Consider the following 25,779-nt stretch of genomic DNA (forward strand, 5'->3'; position numbering starts at 1 on the left):
TCAAATACATAAGCTCTACTGGCTTAGTTCACTAGCACACTGTTGAGTTCTCAAGCAACACACATTGCTTCAAGCGATATTCACAAGCTTTTGGTCGAGCATGCCGAATCCTACGGTCTTAGTCGTAGGGGGTCGGCGGCCGCTCGTGGGCCGACGCTGAACGTTACCTGGTCCGGTTCGCGGTGTCAACCCGCTCGGCCCTGGTTCCTGACCTGGGGCTTTTCGGCCCCGGTGGCCCGGTGTTCCTGGCGACGAAGAGAAGATTACATGCCCCGGAACCCCCCGAAAACAGGGGGGTCACTTAACGACATCGCCGCAGGTCAGCCGGTACGAACCCCCATCATCCGACGGTCTTCAGGTAGCGAGGCGGTTTGCGGGCGGGGACGATCCGCTCGAAGTCGGCCGCGTAGGCGAGGACTCGGGCGTCCGTCCAGCGGCCCGCCATGAACGAAACCCCGACCGGCAGCTCGCCGACGAACCCCGCGGGCACGGTGACGGCGGGGTATCCCGAGACCGCGGCCGGCGTCGACGACGGGATCACGTCGTTGTCGCCGGTCTTGCAGTCCGTCTTCCAGGCCGGCGGGTTGGTCGGCGCGGCGATCGCGTCGAGCCGGTACTTGGCGAGGGTCTCGTCGATCGAGCGTTTCGCCAGGTCGGTCAGCTCGCGGCGCATGGCCAGGTAGGCGGGATCGGCCGGGCCGGGCGCGGCGAGTGCCTGCTCGAAGAGTTCTTGCCCGGCGAAGCAGGTCTGCTCCAGCGGGTCGGACCGGTTGTAGGCGATCAGCGCGGCCAGGTCGCGCGGTCCTTCCGGACGGGTGGCCAGGTAGCGATCGATGTCGCGGTGGAACTCGGTGAGCAGCGCCGGGAACTCCAGTTCACCCAGCCTGGCCTGGTACGGCGGAGTCACCTCGACGACCTCGGCACCGGCTTTGACCAGCGAATTCCTGGCCTGCGTCAGCACCGTGTCCACGTCGGGGCCGAGGACCGGCAGACGCCAGAGGCCGATCCGCGAGCCCTTCAGCACGCCGGGCCTCAGGTGCGCCGCGTAGTCGGTCGGCTGATTCGGCGGGTACTCGCCGGTGGCCGGGTCGCTCGGGTCCCGGCCCTGCAGTGCGGACAGGGTCAGCGCGACATCGACGACGTGCCTGGCCATCGGGCCGGCGGTGTCCTGCTCGGCCGAGATCGGCACCACGCCGGTGCGGCTCACCAGGCCGAGACTCGGTTTGTGTCCCACGGTGGAGGTCATCCCGGCCGGGCAGACGATCGAGCCGTCGGTCTCACTGCCGATCGCGACCTGGGCGAGCGACGCGGCCACACCCGCGGCGGATCCGGCGGACGACCCACAAGGATTGCGATCGAGCACGTAGGGGTTGTTCGTCTGTCCGCCGACGCCTGACCAGCCGGAAGTGGGTTTGGCGGCGCGGAAGTTCGCCCATTCGGACAGGTTCGCCTTGCCGATGACCACCGCGCCCGCGGCACGCAGGCGGCGGACCAGGGTCGCGTCTTTCGCGGGCTTACTGCGCAGCGCTCGTGATCCGGCGGTCGTCTGCATCGAGTGGGTGTCGACGTTGTCCTTCACCAGGACCGGGATGCCGTCGAGGGGGCCTCGGGTCTTACCGGCCCGGCGACGGCCGTCACTTTCCGCGGCCTGCGCGATCGCCGCTGGATTGACCGCGATGACCGCGTTGACCTTCCGGTCCAGCTTCCGGATGCGATCGAGATAAGCCGAGGTCAGGCCGACCGCTGTCAGCCGTCCGGAGGACATCCGCGTCTGCAGGGCGGGGATGTCGGCGGCGTCGAGATCGAAGGATTTCGGCGCCGCGGAAACGGCAGGCGCGATACTCACCGTGATGGCCACGGCGACCGATGTGGTGAAGATTCGGAACATCGGTCGCCGCACCATCAGGTCTCCTTCGTCTAGAGAACCGGAAGCAGGGTCCGCAGCTCGTACGGGGTCACCGCGCTGCGGTAGTTATCCCATTCAACACGTTTGTTGCGCAGGAAGAAGTCGTAAACGTGCTCTCCGAGCGCTTCGGGCAGAAGTTCCGATTTCTCCATTTCGGACAGCGCCTCGCCCAGGTTCTGCGGGAGCTGGGCGTATCCGGCCGCACGGCGTTCGGCGTCGGACAGCTGCCAGATGTTGTCCTCGGCGGGAGGCGGCAGCTCGTAGCCCTTTTCGATGCCCTTGAGGCCGGCGGCCAGGATGACCGAGTAGGCCAGATACGGGTTGCACGCGGAGTCGAGCGTGCGGATCTCCACGCGGCGTGACGACGCCTTGCCCGGCGAGTACATCGGCACCCTGACCAGCGCGGAGCGGTTGGCCCGGCCCCACGAAACGGTGGTCGGTGCCTCACTGCCGCTGATCAGCCGCTTGTAGGAGTTCACCCACTGGTTGGTGACCGCCGAGATCTCCTTCGCGTGGTGCAGCAGCCCCGCCACGAAGGCCTTGCCGGTCGCGGACAGCTCGTACGGGTCTTCCGCGTCATAGAAGGCGTTGCGGTCACCTTCGAACAGGCTCACGTGGGTGTGCATCCCCGAGCCCGGCTGGTTGGTGAACGGCTTCGGCATGAAGGTCGCCCGGACCCCCTGGGTGAGCGCGACCTCCTTCACGACGTAACGGAAGGTCATCACGTTGTCGGCCATGGTCAGCGCGTCGGCGTACCTGAGGTCGATCTCCTGCTGGCCGGGCGCGCCCTCGTGATGGCTGAACTCGACCGAGATCCCCATCGCCTCGAGCGTCTCGATGGCGTGACGGCGGAAGTGCGTCGCGGTCGCGTGGCTGGCCTGGTCAAAGTACCCGCCGTTGTCCGCCGGCTCGGGCTCGCTGCCGTCGTCCGGCAGGCTGGCGAGCAGGAAGAACTCGATTTCCGGGTGGACGTAGCAGGTGAAACCCGCTTCGGCCGCCTTCGAGAGCTGCCTGCGCAGGACGTGGCGGGGGTCCGCCCAGGACGGGGAGCCGTCCGGCATCGCGATGTCGCAGAACATGCGTGCCGAGTACGGGCCGCCGTCCGGGGTCTCCCAGGGCAGTACCTGGAACGTGGCCGGGTCCGGCTTCGCGACCATGTCGGATTCGTAGACGCGCGCGAATCCTTCGATGGCCGATCCATCGAAGCCGATCCCCTCACTGAAGGCGCCCTCGAGCTCGGCGGGCGCTACGGCGACGGACTTGAGAAACCCCAGCACGTCGGTGAACCAGAGCCTGACGAAACGGATGTCGCGCTCTTCCAAGGTGCGGAGCACGAACTCCTGCTGGCGATCCATGGCCGCACCCTAACGAGAACGTGTTAACGACATGTTTCGCGACGCGCCGTTCGACCGGAAGTGGTGGATCACGCCACGAGAACCGCTTCGGGTTTCGCGGCCTTCGCGATCGACAGCGAAGCGACCGAAGCGAGCACGGCGAGACCCGCGGCGATGTACCAGGCGAGCGCGTAGCTGCCGGAAGAGTCTCGGATCGCGCCGGCGCCGAAGGCCGCGAGACCGGCGCCGAGCTGGTGACTGGCGAAGACCCAGCCGAAGACGATCGGTCCGGCGGCGCCGAACTGGCGGACGCAGAGCGCGACCGTCGGCGGAACCGTCGCCACCCAGTCGAGGCCGTAGAAGACGATGAAGGCCCACATGCTCGGTTCGACTGATCCGCTCAGCAGTTGCGGCAGCAGCGCGAGCGAGACACCGCGAAGGGCGTAGTAGACGCCGAGAAGGATCCGCGGATCGACCCGATCCGTGAGCCAGCCGGAGGCGATCGTGCCGACGACGTCGAAGATCCCGACGAGGGCGAGCAGGCCGGCGGCGGTGGTCTGTGGCATGCCGTGGTCGTGCGCCGCAGGAACGAAGTGGGTGCTGACCAGGCCGTTCGTCGTGGCACCGCAGATCGCGAAACCGGCCGCGAGCAACCAGAACGTCCTCGTGCGTGCCGCCGAGCCGAGGACCGAGAGTGCGCGACGGGCCGAACCACCCGTACGAGGAACGGGGGCGACTTCGCCGGGTTCCGCGCCGTACGCGGTCGTGCCGACGTCGGACGGGTGATCGCGGACCACCAGAAGGACGACGGGGACGACGGCCAGTGCGGCGATGGCGATGACGAGCGACGCCGTCCGCCAGCCTTCGTCGACGGCGAGGTTCGCCACGATCGGGAGGAAGATCAGCTGGCCGGTGGCTCCCGCGGCGGTGAGGACGCCGGTGACGACGCCGCGGCTGCGGACGAACCAGCGGGCGGCGACCGTCGCGGCGAAGCTCATCGCCATCGAACCTGTGCCGACGCCGACCAGGACGCCCCAGCAGAGGATGAGCTGCCAGCTCGCGCTCATGAACACCGTGCCGCCCGCACCGATCGCGACGACGAAGAGCGCCGTCGAGGCGACGCGTCGCATGCCGAAGCGCTCCATGAGAGCCGCCGCGAAGGGTGAGAAGAGGCCGTAGAGCACGAGGTTCACGGAGACGGCTGACGCGATCGTCGCGCGGGACCAGCCGAACTCGTTGTGAAGCGGGTCGATGAGCACACCGGGGGCGGCGCGGAAACCGGCGGCGGCGAGCAGGGCGATGAATGCGGCGGCGGCGACGAACCACGCTCGGTGGAGTCGAGTCTCAGGTTGCACGGGTACAGCGTCATCGCCGGCGGCTTCCGACGGAAGCGGCCGGAAGGACACCGTGCGAAAGATTCGGGCCAAGGCCATAGGCTCTGGCCATGCGCTGCCGTCACCTCGTGCCGGCGCTGCTGCTCACGATCGGGCTCATCGGCGGCTGCGCGGGGTCTCCCCCGTTGCCGCCTGCCCAGGAATTCGTGAGCGCGGCGGCCGACTCCCTCGTCTCGTTGCGCAGCGTGCGGTTCAAGCTCGGGGTGAACGGCGTCGTCACCGGGCTTCCGGTGCGCGGGCTCGACGGCGATATCAGCCTCGATGGCGGCCGGGATGGCAGCGCGGTCGGTAATGCCGATCTGCAGGATGACTTCGAACGGGTGAAGGTCAAGTACCGGCTGTCCGGTTCGGAGATCACGCTCAGTGGTCCTGACGTGGATCGGGTGGTTCCGGCTTCGGCGCCTTACACGCCGCGTGCGATGCTCGGGGCCGATGGCGGGCTGCGGCGGCTGCTGCTCGGGGCGACCGATTTGCGGGGCGAGCGGTGGGAGCGGGTGCAGGACACCGACTCGTTCCGGATCGGCGCGAAGGTGCCGGCCTCGGTGATCGGCGGGATCGTGCCGGAGATCAAGTCGGACGTGTTCGTGAAGCTGTGGATTTCGCAGGACGAGCCGCGGCGGCTGGTGCGGGTTTGGGTGCAGGTGCCGCCGACGCGGCCGGAGGAGTTCGCGGTGATGTTGGAACTAGCGTTGACCAGGCATAACGTGGCGGTCGTCGGGGGCGGGCGATAGCAAAGGTCCCTTGCTTCCCTGGGGTGAAAAGGCCAGGTCAGCGGGTGCGGCGATAGCAAAGGTCCCTTGCTCCCCCGCTAGGTGCAGCGGGTGTCGGGTGCGGGCAGTTTGCCGTCGATCAGGTACGCGAAGCCCGCACCGTCGACGCACTCGTTGCCGTCGAGGAACACGGTGTGCTGCGCGCCCTCGAACGTGAGCAAAGCTCCCTTGAGGTCCCGCGCGAGGTTCACGCCGGACGCGTACGGGGTCGCCGGATCGTCGGTGGTCGAGATGACCAGCGGCCGCGGCAGGCCTTCGACGTCGGGTTTGTGCACTTCAGAGGTGGCGGGGGCCGGCCAGACCGAGCAGATGTCGAGTTCGCTCATGTCCGGCGTGCCACCGGTGAGGAACGGCGCGCCCTGGTACATCCGCTCGTGGGCGCCGTCGATGACGCGGCGGTCGGTGATCCGCGCGCTGTCGACGCAGCGGACGGCGAAGTAGACGTCGAGGATCCCGGTGTACCGGCCGTCCGGCTCACGGCCGTAGTAGCTGTCGGCGAGCGCGACCAGGGTTTTGCCGCTCCCCCGCTTGAGTTCGGCGAACCCGTCGTTGAGGAACTTCCACGCGTCCTGTGAGTACAGCGCGGCGCTGGTTCCGGTGATGGCGTCCTCGAAGGAGAGTTCGCGGTTTCCGGCCGGGGCGGGCCTGGTGATCAGCGGCCGGACCAGGTCCTGGAACGCCTTCGTCATCGCGCCGGCGTCGCGCCCGAGCGCGCAGTCCTGGCGGGCGGCGCACCATTTGCCGAATTCGGCGAACGTGTTCTGGAAGCCCGCCATCTGCGTGACGAGCGATTCGGCGGTGTCGAGTTCGGGATCGACCGCGCCGTCGAGGAGCAGCGCCCGCACCTTGTCCGGGTAGGCCTCGGCGTAGGCGGTCCCGATCTGCGTGCCGTACGAAAAGCCCAGGTAGGTGAGCTTTTCGTCGCCGAGGGCGGAGCGCAGGACGTCGAGATCGCGGACGACGTCCCTGGTCCCGATGTTGGCGAGCATCTCTTGGCCGTGCTTCGTGCGCTCGACACACTTCGCGGCGTACGCCTTGGCGTCGGCGAGTTGCTTCGCGATCCCGCCGGAGGTCGTGTCGCTCTCCGAATCCTCGGCACGGTCCGCGTCGCGTTCGGCGTCGGTGAGGCAGACGAGCTTCGGTTCGCTGGTCCCGACGCCGCGCGGGTCGAATCCGACGATGTCGAACCGCGTGGCCAGGGTGGCGGCGGGACGGGACTTCGCGATACGTGCCGCGGCCGAGACGCCCGAGCCACCGGGCCCACCGGGGTTGATCACGAGCGACCCGATCCGCTGATCGGCCTTCTTCGCTTTGTGCCGGAGGACGCCGATCGAGATCGTCTCCCCGTCCGGTTTCAGGTAGTCGAGTGGCACGGTGAGCTTCGCGCAGTCGAACGCCTTGTCCGTGAAGCCCGCGCACTGACCCCATGCCAGCTTCTGCGCTGTGAACTTCTCGAGCGCCTTCGGATCCGGAGTCGGCGACGCGGAGGTCGTCGGGGTCGGCGGAGGGGCCGACGGCGCGGGCTGCGGCTGCTGCTGCGTCGTGCACGAAGCGACCAGCACGGCGGCGAGCACGACCGGGACGCGGCGAAGGCTCATCTCGCGATCTTCGCAGCGTCCCGGCCTGTCGCAGGCCTTCGCGCCGAACTCGTTACTTCGCCGCGCAGCGCGTGCCCTCGTCCGGCACGGCGCCGTCCACCAGGTACTTGATGCCGATCTGGTCGACGCACGGGACGCCCTGGAGGAACACCGTGTGCTGGTTGCCCTCGAACGTCAGCAAAGCTCCCTTGATCGCTTTCGCCAGGTTGACGCCCGCTTGGTAGGGCGTCGCCGGGTCGTTGGTCGTCGAGATGACCAGCGTCTTCGGGAGGCCCTCGACGTTGGGCTGGTGCGGCTCGGAGGTGTTGGGCACCGGCCAGAAGGCGCAGGAGTCGCGGGCGGCACCGTCCGGTTTGCCGTCGTCGAGGAACGGCGCCGCCTGCGCGTACCGCTTCTGCGCGTCGAGGATCTTCGCGGGATCGGTGACCCGCGGGTCGTCGACGCACCGGATCGCGACGAAGGCGTCCTGCGTCGTCCCATAGCGGCCGTCGGCGCCGCGCTCGTTGTAGAGGTCCGCGAGCTTTTCCAGGGCGTCGCCGCGCTGACGCTTCAGTTCGTTGAGCGCGGTGTTCAGCGTTTCCCAGAGATCTTCCTGGTAGAGGGCCTGGATCACGCCGGTGGTCGCGTCCTCGTACGACAGCTTCCGGCCGTCGCCGACCGGGACCGGGAAGTCGATCAGCGGCCGCACCAGATCCTGGAACGCCTTCGTCACCCCTGCGGCGTCGCGTCCGAGCGCGCAGTCCTCCCGCGCGGCACACCAGGTGGAGAACTCCCCGAACGCCTTGCCGAAGCCCTGCCCCTGCGCGACCAGCGACTCCACCGCGTCCTGCTCCGGGTCGACGGCCCCGTCGAGCACCAGCGCGCGGACGTTCGCCGGGAAGGCCTCCGCGTAGGCGGATCCGATGCGCGTTCCGTACGAGTAGCCGACGTAGTTCAGTTTGGGGTCGCCGAGCACCGAACGCAGGATGTCCATGTCCTTGACGACGTCGCGGGTGCCCACGTTCGCGAGCATCGCCGTGCCGTGTTCGGTCCGCTGGGCGCACTTGGCCGCGAAGTCCTGGGACTCGGCCTCCTGCTTTTTCACCCCGTCGGGTGAGCCGTCCGTCTCGCTGTCGTCCGCCCGGTCCGCGTCGCGTTCGGCGTCGGTCAGGCAGCGGATCTGCGGCTGGCTCGCGCCGATGCCTCGCGGGTCGAAACCGACAATGTCGAAGCGTTTGCCCAGCTCGTTCGTCGCCGTCCGGGAGGCCAGACCGGCCGCGGCCGCCATGCCGGAGGCGCCGGGGCCACCGGGGTTGACCACGAGCGCCCCAATCCTTTCGTCGGTTTCCAGCGCCTTCCGGCGCAGCAGGCCGAGCGTGATCGAGTCGCCTTCAGGCTTCGCGTAGTCGAGCGGGACGGTCAGCCGGGCGCACTGTGCGTCCTTCACTCGAAACGCCGCTTTTGCGTCATCGGATGTCGCGTAGGGTGCACAGTCGGCCCAGGTCAGACTCTGTCCGTAGAACTTCTCGAGTCCCGCGGGCACCTGGCCGGACGGGGCGTGCGATTCGGTCGCCGGAGGCGGCGGCTGAGTTCTACCCTTTCCCGACGAGCACGCGGCGAAAGTGACGGCGAGCAGGCCGGACAGCGAGATCGCGGCGAATCGGCGGGCACGGGACCTGGCGCTGACATGAGTGGACACGGTTGGATCGTGCCATCGGCCGTGGAACTCGGCCGCACCACCACCGCGTTGGTGGTACGGGTGCGGACGGCAGAAGAAACAGACGGGAGCACAGGGGTGGCAGCACTGATCAGCCGGGTGGGCAAGAAGCTGCGCCGGATCATCCAGCGGCCGGGCAGCGTCGAGCTGACCCGCTACGAAGCGCTGCTGCCGGCCATCGAGAAGCTCGAGCCCGAGTTGGAGAAGCTCTCCGACAAGGAGCTGACAGAGCGGGCCGGCAAGCTTCGGGACGCGGCCTCGTTCGGCAACGACCAGCTGATCGAGGTGTGCGCGCTCGGCCGTGAGGCCGCGCGGCGCGCACTCGGCGAGCGCGCCTTCGACGTGCAGCTGATCGGCACGATGGGCCTGCTCAGCGGGCATATCGTGCAGATGGAGACCGGTGAGGGCAAGACGCTGGCGGGTGCGCTGGCCGGGGCGGGATACGCCCTGCGCGGCAAGCACGTCCACGTCGTCACGGTGAACGACTACCTCGCCCGCCGTGACGCGGAGTGGATGGGCCCGATCTACGACCTGCTCGGTGTGTCCGTCGGGTGGATCGAACCGGCTCACTCCCGCGACGAGCGCCGCGAGGCGTACGCGAAGGAAGTCACGTACGGCGCTGTCAGCGAGATCGGCTTCGACGTACTGCGCGACCGGCTGGTGACCCGCGAAGAGGACCTGGTCCAGCGCGCTCCCGAGGTGGCGATCGTCGACGAAGCGGACTCCGTGCTGGTCGACGAGGCCCGCGTGCCGCTGGTGATGGCGGGGTCGATCGACCACACCGACGCCGACGAAGAGGTCGCGAACATCGTCCGGCGGCTGCGGCTCGGCCTGCACTACGAGACCGACGCCGACGGCCGCAACGCCTGGCTGACCAAGGCGGGCGCGTCGGTGGTCGAGAAGGCACTCGGCGACGACATCAACCTCTACGACGAGACCGGCTCGGACCGGCTGCCCGCGGTGAACGTGGCGCTGCACGCGCACGCGCTGCTCACCCGCGACGTCGACTACCTCGTGCGCGACGGCAAGGTGCAGCTGATCAACGCCGCGCGCGGCCGCGTCGCCGAACTGCAGCGCTGGCCGGACGGTCTCCAGGCCGCCGTCGAGGCGAAGGAACAGGTCAAGGCGACCGACCGGGGCGAGATCCTCGACTCGATCACCGTGCAGGCGCTGCTCGCGCGCTACCCCGAGGTCGCGGGCATGACCGGTACCGCGGTCGCGGTCGCCGAGCAGCTGCGCGAGTTCTACAAGCTCGAGGTCGCGGTCATCCCGCCGAACACGCCGAACATCCGTGAGGACCAGGAGGACCGGATCTTCGGATCGCCGTCGCAGAAGCTGCGCGCGATCGAGGAGGAGATCCGGCGCGTGCACGAGAGCGGGCGGCCGATTCTCGTCGGCACCCAGGACGTCGCCGAATCCGAGGAACTGGCCGAAAAGCTGGCGAAGGCGGACCTCGAATGCGTCGTGCTGAACGCGCGTAACGACGCTGAAGAGGCCGCGATCATCGCCGACGCCGGTAAGAAGGGCGCGGTCACCGTTTCGACCCAGATGGCCGGTCGCGGTACCGACATCCGGCTCGGCGGCAAGGACGGCGAAGGCCGCGAAGAGGTCGTCGAGCTGGGCGGCCTGCACGTGATCGGCACCGCCCGCTACCCGTCGAGCAGGCTGGACGGTCAGCTGCGCGGCCGGTCCGGACGGCAGGGCGACCCGGGCAGCGCGGTGTTCTTCGCCAGCCTGAACGACGAACTCGTGCTGTCGAACGCGCCGGACATCCCCGAGGGCATCAGCTCGGACGTGGGCAGCGGCGAGATCACCGACCCGGCGGCGCTGCGGCAGATCAACCACGCGCAGCGCGTCGCCGAGGGTGTCGACCTGGAGATCCACCGGAACACCTGGCGCTACACGCGGCTGATCGAGCGGCAGCGCGGCGAGCTGCTCGAGCACCGGGACAAGGTGCTGCGGACGGCGCACGCGGCGGAGGTGCTGGAGAAGGCGCACCCGGAGAAGTTCAAGGAGCTGTCGGAGGCCGTCGACGACGAGGCTCGCGTCGAGCAGCTGTGCCGCGAGGTGCTGCTGTTCCACATCGACCAGCTGTGGTCGGACCACCTGGCGTTCCTGACCGACGTGCGGGAGAGCATCCACCTGCGGGCGCTGGCGCGGGAGACGCCGATCGACGAGTTCCACCGCGCGGCGATCCCCGAGTTCCACAAGATCATCCCGGAGGCGGCCGAGCGGGCGGCGAAGACGCTCGAGGAAGCCGAGATCACCGAGAACGGGATCGACCTCGGTGACGCCGGTGTGCGGCGGGCGAACACGACGTGGACCTATCTGGTGCACGACAACCCGTTCGACTCCGACTTCGAGCAGACCATCAAGAAGGTGCGGAGCATGATCAAGCGGAAGTAGCTCCGGGCCCCGGAACGAAGCGGGGGACCTTTGCTATCACTCTCTTTCGGAGAGTGATAGCAAAGGTCCCCCGCTCTCTTTTGCGCGAATCCCCAGGTCAGCGCCCCGGCGATAGCAAAGGTCCCTTGCTCCCTCCCCGCGCGGCACCGGCGCACCGGACCCAGGTGGGCGATTCCACACATCCACTCGTCCCCGCGGACGCCGGTGGGTGAGAATGTCGGCATGCCGCAACTGCGCATCGCACTGGCCCAGGTCAACACCACCGTCGGCGACCTCGAGGGCAACGCCGAGCTCACCGTCGCATGGACCCGCAAGGCCGCCGAAGCGGGCGCCCACATCGCGGTCTTCCCGGAGATGTCCCTCACCGGCTATCCGGTCGAGGACCTCGCTCTCCGCCCGGCCTTCGCCTCCGCCTCGAAGCAGATGGTCGAAGCCCTCGCCCGCCGCCTCGACGAAGCGGGCTGCGGAGAGGTGCTCACCTACATCGGCTACCTCGACCTCGACGAGACCGGCCCGCGCGACGCGGCCGCCGCGCTGTACCGCGGCGAAGTGGTCGCCCGCCAGTTCAAGCACCACCTGCCCAACTACGGCGTCTTCGACGAGCACCGCTGGTTCAAGCCGGGCCATGACCTCGAGATCGTCCGCTTCCACGGCGTCGACGTCGGCATGGTGATCTGCGAGGACGTCTGGCAGGACGGCGGCCCGATCTCCGCGCTGGGCAAGGCCGGGGTGGATCTCGTGGTCGCGCCCAACGCCTCACCGTACGAGCGCGCGAAGGACGACATCCGCCTGCCGCTGATCGCCCGCCGCGCGGCCGAGGCCGGGGCGCCGCTGGTCTACACGAACCAGATCGGCGGCCAGGACGACCTCGTGTTCGACGGCGACTCGATCGTGGTCGGCGCGGACGGCCGGTTGCTGGCGCGCGCGCCGCAGTTCGTCGAGCATCTGCTCGTGGTCGACACCGATCTCGACGCGGGCGGGCACACCGCCGAGGGCGAGTTCGACGGTCTGCGGGTCACTCGTCGAGTGCTCGGCGAGGACCCGGTTCCCGCCTACACCCCGAGCACCGAGTCGGCGATCAGCGAACCGCTGTCGGACGAAGCCGAGGTGTGGCACGCGCTCGTCGTCGGCCTGCGTGACTACGTGCACAAGAACGGCTTCTCGTCGGTGACCTTCGGGTTCTCCGGTGGCATCGACTCGGCGGTCGTGGCCGCGCTGGCCGCGGACGCGCTCGGTGGCGACAACGTATACGGCGTTTCGATGCCTTCGGAGTACTCGTCCTCCCACTCGAAGGACGACGCCGCGGACCTCGCCCGCCGCATCGGCGCGCACTATCGCGTCGAGCCGATCGCCGACATGGTCAAGGTCTACGTCGACCAGCTTCAGCTGACCGGACTCGCCGAAGAGAACATCCAGGCCCGGGTCCGCGGCATGCTGCTGATGGCGCTGTCCAACCAGGACGGTCACCTGGTGCTCGCCACCGGCAACAAGACCGAACTCGCCGTCGGTTACTCGACGATCTACGGCGACGCCGTGGGGGCCTTCGCGCCGATCAAGGACCTGTTCAAGACGCACGTCTGGCATCTGGCCAAATGGCGCAACGCGGAAGCCGAGAAGAACGGCGAGACCCCGCCCATCCCGGAGAACTCGATCACGAAGCCGCCGTCGGCCGAGCTGCGGCCCGGTCAGCTCGACAGCGACTCGCTGCCCGATTACCTCATGCTCGACGACATCCTCGACGACTACATCGAGGGCGACCGCGGCTACGTCGACCTGGTCGACGCCGGCTTCGAGCCGGAAACCATCGACCGGGTGGTGCGCATGGTCGACAAGGCCGAATACAAGCGGCGCCAGTACCCGCCCGGCACCAAGATCACGTTCAAGGCGTTCGGCCGGGACCGGCGGCTGCCGATGACCAACGGCTGGCGCGAGGGCGAGGTCGTGATCCGGTCAGCTCAGCGCGACCTGCTTCCCCGCTGAGTTCTGCAGTACGGCCACCAGGCCGGGCCGGTCGTCACGCCGGACGAGCATGTCCATCCCGAGCGCCCGCACCGCGGTTTCCACCGCGGCGGGCTCGGGGTGGACACCGGTGACCAGGAGCAGCGGGATCGACGGGAGTCCCCGTGTCGTCGGATGCGGGGTGCTCCCCCAGTCGATGAGGAAGGGCGCGAGCCCGTCGAGGCCGCCGGCGCCGGTGAGACGCCAGGTCAGCAGTTCGCCGTCGTCGGTGGCGCGCGACATCTCGAACGCCTCCCCCGGGTCGTAACCGCGCTCGCGTGCCTCGGCGATCGCGTTGTCGATGTCCCGCACTCGTGCGGCCCAGGTGACCAGCGCGGGCGCGGTCAGCTCGTCGATGCCGAACGGCCGCGGCCCGATGTGCTCGGGTTGATCCGGATCCGGCCCGACCACCTCCAAGTAGGCACCGGCACCGAGATCGGCCAGATAGTTGGCCGTGCCGAGCCCGACATGCCTGCCACCGCGTACGGGCGTGACACCGGTCAGATCGGCGACGCGCGCTACGGCCTCTTCGAGATTCGGCCCGGCGTAGACGAGGTGATCAAGCACGAGGTCGTTCATGTCCATACTCCTACCGCAGACGGCGCCTCGGCGGCACCGCGGCACGGGTTTCCCGGCCGGAACGCGGCGAAGCCGAAACTGTCGGACCTGTCTCGTACCCTGGGTTCATGACGGCACCGGGCTACGCCGTGTTCGACACCGCGATCGGCGACTGCGGCATCGCGTGGAACGAACGCGGGGTCATCGCGGTCCAGTTACCCGAGGGCAGTGAAGAGAAGACGAGGGCGCGACTGACCGCGCGCCTTCCCGAAGCGATCGAATCCGCACCACCGGCCGAGGTCCAGCGCACCATCGACGGCGTCGTGTCGTTGATGGACGGCAAGCGTACGGACCTCACCGGTGTCGAACTCGACTACGAAGGCGTTCCGGACTTCCACCACCGGGTCTACGAGTTCATCCGCTCGATCCCCGCGGGCAAGACGCTGACCTACGGCGACATCGCGAACATCCTCGGCATGCCCGGTGGGGCGCAGGCCGTGGGGCAGGCGATGGGGCGCAACCCGTTCCCGATCATCGTGCCCTGTCACCGCGTGCTCGCCGCGGGCGGCAAGGACGGCGGGTTCTCCGCGCGCGGCGGGGTCGCCACCAAGCGCCGGATGCTGGTCATCGAAGGCGCTTTGGCGGACGAACCGACGTTGTTCTAGGCGTTCCCGACCTTCTCGGCGGGACGCCACGGCTTGAGCCAGGGCGTCTCCGGCCAGCCTTCCGCCGCAGCCATCAGCGGGACCGCGGTCGCGCCATCGATGTGCTCGCGGATGATGTCGGCGTGTCCGGCGTGCCGCGCGGTCTCCTCGATGAGGTGCAAGAGGACCCAGCGGACCGACCAGGCGTCGACGTCTTGCGGGTACCACGGCACGCCCTGCGGCACCGGGACCGGCTGTCCGAGGTCGGGGATTCCCGCGATGACGTCCGAAGTACGGCGCGCGACCTCGTCGTAGCGTGCGAGGAGCCCTTCGACGGTCTCGCCTTCAGCCATCACGTAGTCGGCTTCGTAGTCCTTCATCGCCTCGTCCATGGGCTTCGAAGGCTTCTGGAGGACGATGTCGATCCAGCCGCTTTCGGTGCTGGCGGTGTGCTTGATCAGGCCGCCGACGCTCAGTGAGCTTCTCGTCGGGACGGCTCTGGCTTGTTCTTCGGTGAGGCCGTGGGCGGCGATGCGCAGGACGTGCCGCTGCTGCTCGAGGTAGGCGAGGAGGCCTTCGCGCTCGTCGGCGACCGGGGGGACGTTTCCAGCCATGGTGGCTCCTTCCGTTGGGAAGGATCCTTACATCCGGGGCAGGCTCTCCGAGGCGATTCGGCGAGGAAGGCCCAGGAGGGGAGCAAGGGACCTTTGCTCTCGCTCGCTTAGGCAGGCTAAGTAAGCGAGAGCAAAGGTCCCTTGCTACCCCTGCGGCCGGACGAACGGGAACAGCACCGTCTGCCGGATCGAAGCCCCGGTCAGCATCATCAGCAGCCGGTCGACCCCGATACCGAGCCCGCCGGTCGGCGGCATGCCGTGTTCGAGCGCGAGCAGGAAGTCCTCGTCCAGTTCCATCGCCTCGACGTCCCCGCTCGCCGCGCGCAGCGATTGGGCTTCGAGCCGCCGCCGCTGTTCGAGCGGGTCGGTCAGTTCGGTGTAGGCCGTGCCGACCTCGGAGCCGAACGCGATCAGGTCCCAGCGCTCGGCCAGCCGAGGATCCACCCGGTGCTGCCTGGTCAGCGGCGAGACGTCGGTCGGATAGTCGGTGTAGAAGGTCGGCAGCACGGTCGCGCCCTCGACGAGGTGCTCGTGCGCCTTCAGCACGAGATCGCCGTGCCCGGCGTCCTCGTTCACCGGCACCCCCGCGGCCCGGCACAGCCGCTGGAGTTCGGCGACCGAGGTGCCCGCGTCGATCTTCTCCCCGAGCACCGCCGAAACGGCTTCGTGAACCGGGATCACCGGCCAGTCGCCGGAGATGTCGTACTCGACGATCTTCCCGTCCGGGTCCGGCCGCCGGACGACCTGCGCGCCGTACGCGACCTCCGCGGCATGCTGGACGAGTTCCCGGGTCAGCGTCCGCATCGTGCTGTAGTCGGCGTAGGCCTGGTACGCCTCCAGCATCGTGAATTCCGGGTTGTGCGTCGCGTCGACGCCTTCGTTGCGGAAGTTCCGGTTCAGTTCGAAAACCCGCTCGACCCCGGCCACGCACAGCCGCTTCAGATACAGCTCGGGCGCGATCCGCAGGTACATCCGCATGTCGTAGGCGTTGATGTGGGTGATGAACGGGCGGGCGTTGGCTCCGCCGTGCACGGTCTGCAGCATCGGCGTCTCGACTTCGAGATAGTCGTCCTGGTGCAGCCGTTCCCGTACCGCGCGGACCACGGCCGACCTCATCCGCAGCATCGCAGTCGAATCCGGGTTGACCGCGAGATCGAGGTAGCGCTGCCGTACTCGCGTCTCGGGGTCGGTGAGGCCCTTTCGCTTGTCCGGCAACGGATGCAGACTCTTCGCCGTCACCGTCCATTCGTCGACGAGCACGGAGAGTTCACCGCGCCGCGACGTCACGACCTGCCCGCTGACGCCGACGTGGTCGCCGAGGTCGATGCCTCGCCGCCAGCCGCCGAGGTCGAGCACGGAGGCGTCGAGCATCAGCTGGATCTCGCCACTGAAATCCTTGACCCGCGCGAAGCAGAGCCCGCCGAGGTTGCGCATCGCGAGCACCCGGCCCGCGACGCGGACCCGATGACCGGTCTGGGTGTCCGGGCTCAGGTCGCCGAACTTCGAGACGATGTCCCCGAGCAGATCCTCCCGGGCGAAACCGACCGGATAGGGATCGATTCCGGCTTCCCGCAAGCGATCCAGCTTCGCCATCCGTACCCGGACCTGGTCGGGGCGTCGCACCTGTTTCGGTGCGGGAGTGGCCGCGTTCGCTTCGATGCGGTGGACCTCGGCGACGAAATCCTCGGTGACAGTCTCCAGTTTCAGCGCCCGTGCCGACCGTCCTGTCGGGACGAATCCTTCGAGCGCGCCGGCGACGATGCCGACCCGCGGCAGCCGTCGAGCCGAGGAATAGCACAGGAAACGCGGTTCCCAGTCGGGTCCGTACTTGGCGTTGGAGCGGTAGAGCGATTCCAGCTGGAAGAACCGCGACGCCATGCTCAGCACGGCGCGCCACGCGCGAAGGACCGGACCGGCACCGATCCGCTCGCCTTCGGAGAAGACCGCGCGGAACATCGCGAAGTTCAGCGAAATCCGTTGTGCGCCAAGGTGTGAACTAGCCGCCACGACCTCCGCGACCATGTACTCGTTGAGGCCGTTTTCGGCCTCGCGGTCGCGGCGCATCAGGTCCAGGGACAACCCGCGGCGGCCCCACGGCACGAACGAAAGCATGCCGCGCAGTTCGCCTTGGGCGTCATACGCCTCCACCATCACGCTGCGGCCGTCACTCGGGTCACCGAGCCTGCCGAGCGCCATCGAGAACCCGCGCTCGGTCTCCGCGCCGCGCCATTGCTGCGCCTGCAGCAGCAGCCGGGCCATTTCGTCGGCCGGGATCTCGCTGTGGCGCCGGACTTTCGTGGTGTATCCGGCCCGTTCGATCCGTTTGACCGCTTGGCGGACCGACCGGCGCTCCGGACCGGCGAGGCTGAAGTCGCGGACGTCGAGGACAGCTTCGTCCCCGATCTCAAGCGCGCGCAGACCCGCGTCGGCGTACACTTTGGCCCCGCGTTCGCTGGCGCCGAGCACGCCGGGGGTCCAGCCGTAGGTGCGGGCTTCGTTCAGCCACGCGCGGACCGCGTCCGGCCAGGCGTCGGGATCGCCGATGGGATCGGCGCTCGCGACACTGGTGCCCGCGAGCACGCGATAGGCCACGGCCGCGCGGCCGTTCGGCGAGAAGACGACGCTCTTCTCGCGGCGGGTGGCGAAATAGCCCAAAGAGTCGTCTTCGCCGTGTTCGGCGAGAAGGCGGCGTACGTGCAGTTCTTCTTCGTCCGTCCTCAGACGCCGGCTGCGTACGCCGCGGAAGAGTGTGTACAGCGCGGCTGTCGCGACGGCTGTCGCGCTGAGGTCGAGCAGGAGATCGAGCCACGCGGGCCCTTCGCCGATGCCGACGCGGCGCAGCTGGATGTTCTCGCCGGTGGTGTGGTTGACGACCCAGGCGAACCGCTCCCAGGTGTCGGCGAGCCGTCCGGGGAAGGCCTCGGCCAGGCCCCAGCCGACGAGGATGACCGCGGCCAGGCCGCCGAACAGCACGGTGAAGCCGTCGCGCCAGGCGCCGGGCGCGAGGCGGGCCGGGAACGCGGGGCGCAGGATCCAGAGGAACGCGATCATGCCGATCGAGATCAGGTCGGCGATGGTCAGCGCCCACACCTGGTGCGGGATGTGCCGGATCTGACGAGGGCCCAGCGCCAGCAGGTGCGGCCACCACAGCAACGCGGCCTGCCAGGCCACGGTGATCGCGAGACCGCCGACCTGGAACAGCAGCAGCGTGTAGAGGGCCGCGCGTTTGCGGCGGCGGAGCGCGGCGCCGAGGACGACGAGCAGCAGGACGATCACGAGACTCGCGTTCGTCGGGATGCTCAACGCGGAGAACGCGATGTCACCCGTCCTGAGCACGGGCCCCTTCACGTCGCCGGCGATCAGGAGGATCACCGAGAACACGGCCGCGAGCTGCACAAGGGTGGCGACGATTCCGCCCGCCCTCGCCTTCCACGGCGAGACACGGCTCGCTGGGTTTCCCATACTGGCCTTTCGCGGTACTCACAGGTGCTGCCTTACTTGACGTCACACAACCCCGTGTGGTTGTCAACGATCATCATCCTCTGGTCGCGAATCTTGTCGTCCGCAGGCGTGACCCTGCGGGAACACCGCGGTGTGAAGCTGGTCGCAGGACCTTGGGGGCCCCATCCGCGCATGTCACGCTTTGAACTGTTCAGCTCCACGACCCGGGGACCTCCGCGAGGCCTCGAGGGAAGGACGGTCGACAAAGATGTCTGCCAGCGAAAAGGATTCCGGCGAACTCGCCGCACCGTACGGGACCGGCGCGGCGCCTCAGGCCGCGCCCGGGAAAAAGGTCCGCGTACACCACCTTCGTGACATGAAGGAGCGCGGCGAAACCTGGCCGATGCTCACCGCCTACGACATGTACACCGCCGCGCTGTTCGACGAAGTGGGCATTCCTGTCCTGCTCGTCGGGGATTCCGCAGCGAACAACGTCTTCGGTTACGACACTTCACTTCCGGTGACCGTGGACGAACTCCTTCCCCTGGTCCGCGCGGTGACCCGCTCGGTGAAGCGGGCGCTGGTCGTCGCCGATCTGCCGTTCGGCTCGTATCAGCTTTCGCCGCAGCAGGCGCTCGAGACGTCGGTACGGTTCATGAAGGAAGGCCGCGCGCACGCGGTGAAACTCGAAGGCGGGCGGAAGTTCGCGCCCCACGTCGAGGCACTGACGTCGGCCGGTGTCCCCGTGATGGGACATATCGGATTCACCCCACAGAGTGAACACAATCTGGGCGGCTACCGAGTCCAGGGACGCGGCGAAGCGGCCGACGCGCTGCTCGCCGACGCACTCGCCCTGGAGGAGGCAGGCGCCTTCGCGGTCGTCATGGAGATGGTGCCCGCCGAGGCGGCGAAGCGGATCACGCACGAGTTGAAGATCCCGACTGTCGGCATCGGGGCCGGGCCGGACTGCGACGCGCAGGTGCTCGTCTGGCAGGACATGGCCGGGCTTCGGCGCGGGAAGACGCCTCGGTTCGTGAAGAAGTACGCCGACCTGGCGGGCGTACTGGCCGGGGCCGCGTCGGCGTTCGCGGAGGACGTCCGGCGAGGCGAATTCCCGGCTCCGGAGCACTCCTTCCACGACTGACCCACCTCTGACCTGCACAAAGAGAGCAAGGGACCTTTGCTATCGCCGCCCCCAGCGGGAGCGATAGCAAAGGTCCCTTGCTCTCTTTTCGGGTGGGCGGTGACCGCGGACCCTCCTTTAGTTGTTCACGTATATGAACTTCAATCATGTCCTTGACTAGCGTTCGAAAGCTGCCTTACGGTCTAGCCGTCGCCGCCACGACCAAGCTTCGATCCCTCGACGAGGAGGACCACGGATGCGTGTTCGTGAGCGGGTTCTGGCCATCGCGGCCGGCGCTACCCTGCTGTCGACCCTGGCGGCGTACCCCGCACAGGCCGCGACGGTGCGCGTAGGGACTTCGGAGCAGCTGTCGGCGGCGCTCGCTTCGGTCACTCCCGGCACCGTCATCGAACTCGCGGCCGACACGACCTTCACCGGCAACTTCAAGGCGGCGAAGAGTGGCACCTCGAGCAGCCGCATCACTCTGAAGGGGCCGCGAAGCGCGGTCATCAAAGCCGCGGCCGGGCGCACGCTCGAACTCACCGGCAGCTTCTGGAACCTGACCGGCTTCACGATCACCGGCGGCCAGAAGGGCCTGATGGCGACGGGCGTCAAGAACACGGTCGTCGACGGCCTCAAGGTCACCGGCGTCGGCCACGAGGGCATCCACTTCCAGTACACGAGCACCGACAACGTCGTGAAGAACTCCGAGGTGACCGACACCGGCCGCGAGTACGCGGGCTACGGCGAAGGCATCTACTTCGGTTCCGCGAACGGCAACTGGCCCGGCGGCACGCCCGACCGCAGCGACCGCAACAAGGCGCTCAACAACAAGATCGGCCCGAACGTGCGCGCGGAGTCGATCGACATCAAGGAAGGCACCACCGGCGGCGAACTGCGCGGCAACGTCTTCGACGGGACCGGGCAGAGCGGCGAGCACTTCGCCGACAGCTGGGTGGACCTGAAGGGCAACAACTACGTGGTCGCGGACAACCGGGGCACCAAGGTCTTCGTGCACGACGCGACCTACGGCGGCTTCGAAGTCCATGTCCAGCTCGACGGCTGGGGCCGCGGCAACACCTTCTCCGGCAACACCGCGGACGTGCGGTCCGGTTACGCGTACGGCTTCTACCTGGTGAAGACCGCTACGGGGAACAAGGTCTGCGCCAGCAACAAGGTGACCAACGCCGGGAAGGGATTCGCGAACGTGGCCGCCACGGCCGGCTGCTGACGCGACCGAAGACCGGGGGCCCGCTCAGCCCGGCGGCGGGGGCGGGCCCCCACCCTTCGAACACTCGCCGATTCGGGCAGAGTGTCCGTATGGACGATCTGTACCCGCCGATCCACGTGCGCGCCGAGGGCATGCTCGACGTCGGCGACGGGCACCGGATCTACTGCCAGGAGGCGGGCAACCCGGACGGAAAACCGGTCGTCGTCCTGCACGGAGGCCCTGGTAGCGGCATCTCTCCGATGACCAGACGGCATTTCGATCCCGAGGCCTACCGGATCATCCTGTTCGACCAGCGCGGCACCGGCCGCAGCACTCCGCACATCAGCGCGCCGGACGTCGACCTGTCGGTCAACACCCTCTGGCACCTCGTCTCGGACATGGAAAAGCTGCGCGAACGGCTGAATCTGGAGCAGTGGCAGCTCTTCGGCGGCTCGTGGGGCGCCACCCTCGCCCTCGCCTACGCCGAAACCCATCCGAGCCGCGTCAGCGAGATCATCCTGCGCGGAGTCTTCACCGTCCGGCGGAGCGAACTCGACTGGATCTACAACGGCGGCGCCGCGAACCTCTTCCCGCGCGAGTGGGAGGCCTTCCTCGCGCCGATCCCCGAAGACCGTCGCGACGACCCGCTGACGGCCTACCGCGAACTCGTCTATCACCCCGATCAGGTGATTCGAGAGCGTGCCGCCATCGCCTGGAGCATCTGGGAAGGCGCGATCGTCTGCCTGCGCCCGGATCCGGCTTTTCACAACCAGTACGCGTCACCGGAGTTCGCGGTCACCTTCGCCCGGCTCGCGCTGCACTACTTCTGTCATGGGGCCTGGCTTGAAGAAGGACAGCTGATCCGGGAGGCCGGGAAGCTCGCCGGGATTCCTGGCGTGATCGTGCAGGGGCGGTACGACGCGGTGTGTCCCCCGGTGACGGCTTACGAGCTGCACCGGGCTTGGCCGGACTCGAAGCTGGAACTCGTCGAAGCGGCCGGGCACGCGGTGACGGATCCCGGGATGCTGGCGGCGCTCCGGGCCGCGACGGACTCGTTCCGGCAGACCTGACTCTGGCACGCAAACGGCCGATGACAAGCCGGGTCCAGACCAATAGCGTTCCCCTTGATCATCGTCCTTGGGGGGATCCGGATGCCGTGATCGTCGCGGAGCGCCTTGCCGTGGCCGCGCCACACCTTCGCCTCGGCCTGCGCACGATCTCACGCCATCAGGAGCTCTCTTCACCAGGAAGAAAGCGGGTCCGATGCGTACTCGAAGATCCATCGCCGCCGCGATGGCCGTCTTGACCGCTCTCGGTGTCACGGTCGTGACGGCACCCGTCGCGGCAGCGGAACCAGTTCTCCCGTCCGGGTTCGTGCTGACCGACACGCCGTCGGGTCAACCATCGGGTGAGCTCACCGACGCGGCTTACCTCCCCGACGGCAGCGTTCTCACGACCGGCAAACGGGGCTCCGTGCACTGGACGCCGAACGGCGGACAACCGCAAGAAGTCGCGTCGATTCCCGTGTACTCCGGGGGCTTACTCGGCTTGACGAGTATCGCGGTGGCTCCGGACTACTCCACCAGCAGGACGGTCTACACCGCGCAAGCCGTGTCGTCGGGAACCGCCGACCGGGTTCTCCGGGTCAGCAAATGGCACGCACAAGGGACCGATGCGCCCACCGCGCTCACCGGCGAATCAGTCGTCCTCGAATTCGCGGCGAACTCCGACAGCAGGGGAATCCAGGACCTCGCGGTGGATCCGACGGGCCGGGCCCTCTGGATCGCGGTCGGCGACAACGCCACCGACGACACCACCGACAAGTTCGCCCTGCGCGCGCTGGACCCGAACCAGCCGACCGGGAAGATACTGCGCGTCGACCCGAGCGGGCTCGGCGTCACGGACAACCCCTTCTACGACCCCACGGAGCGCTCCTCCTGGCGAAGCCGCAACTATCTCAGCGGCCTACGCGACCCCCGCGTCACGCTCGATCCGCGGGGTGGAGTGCTCGTCACGGACACCGGCCGCACCGGTGCTCACGAGGTGAACTTCGCGTTCCCCGGGCAGAGCGCGAAATGGCCTTGCTGGGAGGGGAACTCCAGGACACTTGGTTATCAGGACCTTCCCGAGTGCGCCGGCGTGATGAACACCGCGCCGAAGTTCGAGATCGGCCAGAGCGACAGTGGCGCGGCCAGCGGCGGCGTCCGCTACATCGGGCAGTCTTATCCCGAGGCGTACCGCGAAAGCCACTTCGTGGCCGACCAAGGCGCGGGAACCCTGACGACCTTCAGAGTCAACAGTGCGGCGGAGACGGTGGTCTCGCCCGCCGTCTTCGCCTCCGCGTTCGGCACTCCCGTTTCGATCGCGACCGCCCCCAACGGGGACATCGTGGTGGCCGACGCCGGCACCTCCGCGCTGCGGCGGTTGAGCTACCGCCCCGCCAACAAGGCACCGGTCGCCGAGTTCAACGCCACCATCGATCCCGCCACTCGCACGGTTTCGTTCGACGCGGGCCTGTCCACGGACCCGGACTTCGACGATCTCACCTATCAGTGGGACTTCGGTGACGGTGAAACCCGCACTGGGCGCACCGCTCAACACACCTACGGCCCGGAAAGCACGACGACAGCCACCTTGACCGTGAAGGACATCCACGGTGCTGTGGCGAGTTCGAGCCAGACGATCACGCCCGGGATGGCCGGACCGACGATCACCCTGCTCCCGCCGCTCCAGGGCACGGTGTACTCGTCACGGGAAACCGTCGCCCTGTCAGCGGAATCGGATGACCCCATCGACGGACCGATCACCGTCAGCTGGAAAGCGGAGCAACGGCGTTGCCCGGCGGGCGACAGTTGCACGACCACCCTGGTAAGCCACGGCTCCGGATCGACGATCAAGCTCGAGTTCCCGGAGGAGACCGACAGCAGCCTCGTGCTCACCGGGACCGTGACGAACGGCCGCAACGTCGTGGCCAAGGCGCGGCATGTCGCCCAGCCACGACTCGCCCGGCTCACGATCGCCGGTACGCACCCGGCCCAGATCACCGTCGAACCGGGTCGGAGCGCGAACCGCTTGGTGACCGTCGGTGCACCGCTGAAGCTTTCCGCGCCGCCCACCGCACTCGACGGCGCGGGGTTCCGCCGATGGGCGGACAACCTCGGCACCGATACCCATCGGGAGATCCGGATGCCCGCCGCGGAACTCACGCTCCGCGTGGATTACCTGTCCTCCATCGAGAAGCGCTACTCGGACGAGGCCGCCCTTCGCACGACGCTGGGCGCCGCGGTCGGGCGTGAGGTCATCGAGAGTCCAGGACGCTGGCAGGCCTACGCCAACGGCAGGCTCTACTGGACCTGGCAGACCGGCGTGACCGCTGTCTACGGCCGGATCCACGAAAAATACGTCGCACTGGGCGCGCACGCCTTTCTCGGCGCTCCGAGTGTGGACGAATTGCCGGGCAAGGTGGGGAACGGCCGCTTCAGCCACTTCGAAGGTGGACCGACGACCGGTGCCGGAACGATCTACTGGACACCTGATTCCGGCGCGGCCGCGGTCTACGGGCCGGTTCGCGAGAAGTGGATCGAGACCGGAGCGGAAGCCGGTGTCCTCGGCCATCCGACCACCGACCTGGCGGCGACACCGGACGGAGTCGGCCGGTACAGCCATTTCGTCAACTCGTCGATCTACTGGACGGCGAACACCGGCGCGCACTTCGTGCTGGGCGCGATCCGGGAGAAGTGGAAGGCTATCGGTTGGGAACGGTACTTCGGGTACCCGACCACCGACGAGACCGCGACCCCGGACGGCGTGGGCAGGTACAACCATTTCAGTCAGGGCGGTTCGATCTACTGGACGCCGTCGACGGGCGCCTACGAGGTCCACGGTTGGATCCGCGAACGCTGGGCGGCCGTCGGCTGGGAAAACGGGCTCGGCTACCCGACCACCGACGAGACCTGGACGCCGAACGGCACCGGGAAGTACAACCACTTCCGCAAGGGGAACGAGGAACATTCGATCTACTGGCGATTCGGCACCAGCAGCGCTTTCGACGTCCGCGGCGCGATCCGCAATCGCTGGCGGCAGCTCGGCTGGGAGACCTCGTATCTCGGTTTCCCGACCAGTGGCGAGTACGACGTTCCCGGCGGAAAACGCAGTGACTTCCAGAACGGCTACATCGTCTTCACGGCCGCGACCGGCGCGGTGGTGGACCGTCGGTACTGAGTGAACACGGGAACGCCGGTGCGGCCACACGGCCGCACCGGCGTTTCGCCGTCTACAGCCGTCCGCCCGAAGTCGTGTCGCCGGAAAGCCGTTGCGCCAGGTAGACCGGCACCGTCGAGGCCAGGATCAGCACCGCGGCCACGACGTTGACGATCGGCGCCTGGTTCGGCCGGAACAGGTTGTTCAGGATCCAGATCGGCAGGGTCTCCAGCCCGGTGCCGAGGGTGAAGGTCGTGACGATGATTTCGTCGAAAGACAGCGCGAAGGCCAGTAGGCCACCGGCGAGCAGGGCCGAGCGCAGCATCGGGAAGGTCACCAAGCGGAACGTCGTGAGGCCGTCGGCGCCGAGGTCCATCGACGCCTCTTCGAGATTGCCGCTCATGCGCCGCAGGCGCGCGACGACGTTGTTGAACACCACCACGATGCAGAAGGTCGCATGCGCGACGATCGCGGTGAAGAGGCCGAGATCGATGCCGAGGATCGTGCGGAAGGCGTTGTTCAGCGCGATACCGGTGACGATGCCGGGCAGCGCGATCGGCAGGATGATCAACAGGGACACCTGGTTACGGCCGAAGAAGCGGTACTTTTGCAGCGCGAACGCCGCCATGGTGCCGAGGACCAGGGCGATCGCGGTGGCCGCGAGTCCTGCTTGGACACTCGTCCACAGCGCGTTCAACGCACCTTCGTTCTCCGCGGCCCGTCCCCACCATTCGAGGGTGAAGCTCGACGGCGGCCAGCCGAAGGTGGTGTCCGCGTTGAAGGAGTTGAGCAGGACCACCAGCAGCGGGAAGTAGATGACCGCGAGGCCGAGCACGAGCGCCGCCAGCAGCAGGTATTTGGTCGTCCGGGAAAGCCGCATCGCGCGC

General features: G+C 68.1%; 17 protein-coding genes. 8 read left to right on the forward strand and 9 right to left on the reverse strand.

The genetic code is table 11. From position 1 onward, the window contains the following. Nucleotides 1-340 precede the first annotated feature (340 nt). The 3 genes from L324_RS01140 to L324_RS01150 all read right to left on the reverse strand — a co-directional run bounded on the left by L324_RS01140 (nt 341) and on the right by L324_RS01150 (nt 4,595). Complete coding sequence (locus L324_RS01140; RefSeq protein ID WP_037303422.1) at nt 341-1,903, reverse strand: amidase; 1,563 nt, start codon at nt 1,901-1,903, stop codon at nt 341-343. Between the two features lie 14 nt (nt 1,904-1,917). Further along, nucleotides 1,918-3,261 carry a type I glutamate--ammonia ligase gene (gene glnA, locus L324_RS01145; protein ID WP_037303423.1) on the reverse strand — a complete coding sequence of 448 codons (1,344 nt, stop codon included), beginning with the start codon at nt 3,259-3,261 and terminating at the stop codon, nt 1,918-1,920. Between the two features lie 68 nt (nt 3,262-3,329). After that, nucleotides 3,330-4,595 (reverse strand): MFS transporter, encoded by a 1,266-nt coding sequence (locus L324_RS01150; RefSeq protein ID WP_037303448.1) that lies wholly within the window; start codon nt 4,593-4,595, stop codon nt 3,330-3,332. A gap of 107 nt (nt 4,596-4,702) precedes the next feature. On the opposite strand from L324_RS01150, the gene L324_RS01155 reads away from it, so the two are divergent. After that, nucleotides 4,703-5,365 (forward strand): LppX_LprAFG lipoprotein, encoded by a 663-nt coding sequence (locus L324_RS01155; RefSeq protein WP_235783373.1) that lies wholly within the window; start codon nt 4,703-4,705, stop codon nt 5,363-5,365. A gap of 77 nt (nt 5,366-5,442) precedes the next feature. Here the strand turns inward: L324_RS01155 and L324_RS01165 are convergent, their stop codons facing one another. Together L324_RS01165 and L324_RS01170 are read right to left on the reverse strand one after the other, a co-directional pair. Further along, nucleotides 5,443-7,002 carry an alpha/beta hydrolase gene (locus L324_RS01165; protein WP_081736156.1) on the reverse strand — a complete coding sequence of 520 codons (1,560 nt, stop codon included), beginning with the start codon at nt 7,000-7,002 and terminating at the stop codon, nt 5,443-5,445. A 52-nt stretch (nt 7,003-7,054) separates the two neighbouring features. After that, nucleotides 7,055-8,626: an alpha/beta hydrolase gene (locus L324_RS01170; protein ID WP_201769628.1), complete on the reverse strand. Its 1,572-nt coding sequence runs from the start codon at nt 8,624-8,626 to the stop codon at nt 7,055-7,057. A 150-nt stretch (nt 8,627-8,776) separates the two neighbouring features. Between L324_RS01170 and secA2 the strand changes: the two genes are divergently transcribed. Together secA2 and L324_RS01180 are read left to right on the forward strand one after the other, a co-directional pair. After that, nucleotides 8,777-11,104, forward strand: a complete 2,328-nt coding sequence (secA2, locus tag L324_RS01175; RefSeq protein WP_037303450.1) for an accessory Sec system translocase SecA2 — start codon at nt 8,777-8,779, stop codon at nt 11,102-11,104. A 222-nt stretch (nt 11,105-11,326) separates the two neighbouring features. After that, complete coding sequence (locus tag L324_RS01180; protein ID WP_037303451.1) at nt 11,327-13,084, forward strand: NAD+ synthase; 1,758 nt, start codon at nt 11,327-11,329, stop codon at nt 13,082-13,084. Here L324_RS01180 and L324_RS01185 read toward each other — a convergent pair. Then, a complete protein-coding gene (locus L324_RS01185) occupies nt 13,055-13,681 on the reverse strand; it encodes a VOC family protein (RefSeq protein WP_037303452.1) in 627 nt (208 codons plus the stop codon). The two genes, L324_RS01180 and L324_RS01185, sit on opposite strands and share 30 nt — an antisense overlap. 107 nt (nt 13,682-13,788) lie before the next feature. Between L324_RS01185 and L324_RS01190 the strand changes: the two genes are divergently transcribed. Next, complete coding sequence (locus L324_RS01190) at nt 13,789-14,325, forward strand: methylated-DNA--[protein]-cysteine S-methyltransferase (RefSeq protein WP_037303429.1); 537 nt, start codon at nt 13,789-13,791, stop codon at nt 14,323-14,325. On the opposite strand, the gene L324_RS01195 is transcribed toward L324_RS01190, so the two are convergent. Both L324_RS01195 and lysX read right to left on the reverse strand, forming a co-directional pair. Beyond that, nucleotides 14,322-14,918, reverse strand: coding sequence for a DinB family protein (locus L324_RS01195; protein WP_037303430.1), 597 nt, complete (start codon nt 14,916-14,918; stop codon nt 14,322-14,324). The genes L324_RS01190 and L324_RS01195 overlap by 4 nt on opposite strands. A 144-nt stretch (nt 14,919-15,062) precedes the next feature. Further along, nucleotides 15,063-18,380, reverse strand: a complete 3,318-nt coding sequence (lysX, locus tag L324_RS01200) for a bifunctional lysylphosphatidylglycerol synthetase/lysine--tRNA ligase LysX (protein ID WP_037303431.1) — start codon at nt 18,378-18,380, stop codon at nt 15,063-15,065. Nucleotides 18,381-18,627: 247 nt separating this feature from the next. On the opposite strand from lysX, the gene panB reads away from it, so the two are divergent. The 4 genes from panB to L324_RS01220 all read left to right on the forward strand — a co-directional run bounded on the left by panB (nt 18,628) and on the right by L324_RS01220 (nt 24,913). Further along, complete coding sequence (gene panB, locus L324_RS01205; protein WP_037303432.1) at nt 18,628-19,503, forward strand: 3-methyl-2-oxobutanoate hydroxymethyltransferase; 876 nt, start codon at nt 18,628-18,630, stop codon at nt 19,501-19,503. Nucleotides 19,504-19,738: 235 nt separating this feature from the next. Beyond that, on the forward strand, nt 19,739-20,713 hold the full coding sequence (locus L324_RS01210; RefSeq protein ID WP_037303433.1) for a right-handed parallel beta-helix repeat-containing protein: 975 nt from the start codon (nt 19,739-19,741) through the stop codon (nt 20,711-20,713). 89 nt (nt 20,714-20,802) lie between these two features. Next, nucleotides 20,803-21,762, forward strand: coding sequence for a prolyl aminopeptidase (gene pip / locus L324_RS01215; RefSeq protein WP_037303434.1), 960 nt, complete (start codon nt 20,803-20,805; stop codon nt 21,760-21,762). Nucleotides 21,763-21,955: 193 nt separating this feature from the next. Next, complete coding sequence (locus L324_RS01220) at nt 21,956-24,913, forward strand: PQQ-dependent sugar dehydrogenase (protein WP_037303435.1); 2,958 nt, start codon at nt 21,956-21,958, stop codon at nt 24,911-24,913. A 52-nt stretch (nt 24,914-24,965) separates the two neighbouring features. On the opposite strand, the gene L324_RS01225 is transcribed toward L324_RS01220, so the two are convergent. Then, a complete protein-coding gene (locus L324_RS01225) occupies nt 24,966-25,772 on the reverse strand; it encodes an ABC transporter permease (protein WP_037303437.1) in 807 nt (268 codons plus the stop codon). Between the last annotated feature and the right edge of the window lie 7 nt (nt 25,773-25,779).

Origin of the sequence: Amycolatopsis orientalis DSM 40040 = KCTC 9412 (assembly GCF_000478275.1) — a bacterium.
Classification (GTDB): domain Bacteria; phylum Actinomycetota; class Actinomycetes; order Mycobacteriales; family Pseudonocardiaceae; genus Amycolatopsis; species Amycolatopsis orientalis.

Coding starts and splice junctions, on each gene's coding strand:
- L324_RS01225 (WP_037303437.1), bottom strand. CDS start 25,772: ATGCGGCTTTCCCGGACGACCAAATACCTGCTGCTGGCGGCGCTCGTG.
- L324_RS01180 (WP_037303451.1), top strand. CDS start 11,327: ATGCCGCAACTGCGCATCGCACTGGCCCAGGTCAACACCACCGTCGGC.
- L324_RS01210 (WP_037303433.1), top strand. CDS start 19,739: ATGCGTGTTCGTGAGCGGGTTCTGGCCATCGCGGCCGGCGCTACCCTG.
- panB (WP_037303432.1), top strand. CDS start 18,628: ATGTCTGCCAGCGAAAAGGATTCCGGCGAACTCGCCGCACCGTACGGG.
- L324_RS01140 (WP_037303422.1), bottom strand. CDS start 1,903: ATGGTGCGGCGACCGATGTTCCGAATCTTCACCACATCGGTCGCCGTG.
- lysX (WP_037303431.1), bottom strand. CDS start 18,380: ATGGGAAACCCAGCGAGCCGTGTCTCGCCGTGGAAGGCGAGGGCGGGC.
- L324_RS01185 (WP_037303452.1), bottom strand. CDS start 13,681: ATGAACGACCTCGTGCTTGATCACCTCGTCTACGCCGGGCCGAATCTC.
- L324_RS01220 (WP_037303435.1), top strand. CDS start 21,956: ATGCGTACTCGAAGATCCATCGCCGCCGCGATGGCCGTCTTGACCGCT.
- L324_RS01190 (WP_037303429.1), top strand. CDS start 13,789: ATGACGGCACCGGGCTACGCCGTGTTCGACACCGCGATCGGCGACTGC.
- L324_RS01195 (WP_037303430.1), bottom strand. CDS start 14,918: ATGGCTGGAAACGTCCCCCCGGTCGCCGACGAGCGCGAAGGCCTCCTC.
- L324_RS01165 (WP_081736156.1), bottom strand. CDS start 7,002: ATGAGCCTTCGCCGCGTCCCGGTCGTGCTCGCCGCCGTGCTGGTCGCT.
- pip (WP_037303434.1), top strand. CDS start 20,803: ATGGACGATCTGTACCCGCCGATCCACGTGCGCGCCGAGGGCATGCTC.
- glnA (WP_037303423.1), bottom strand. CDS start 3,261: ATGGATCGCCAGCAGGAGTTCGTGCTCCGCACCTTGGAAGAGCGCGAC.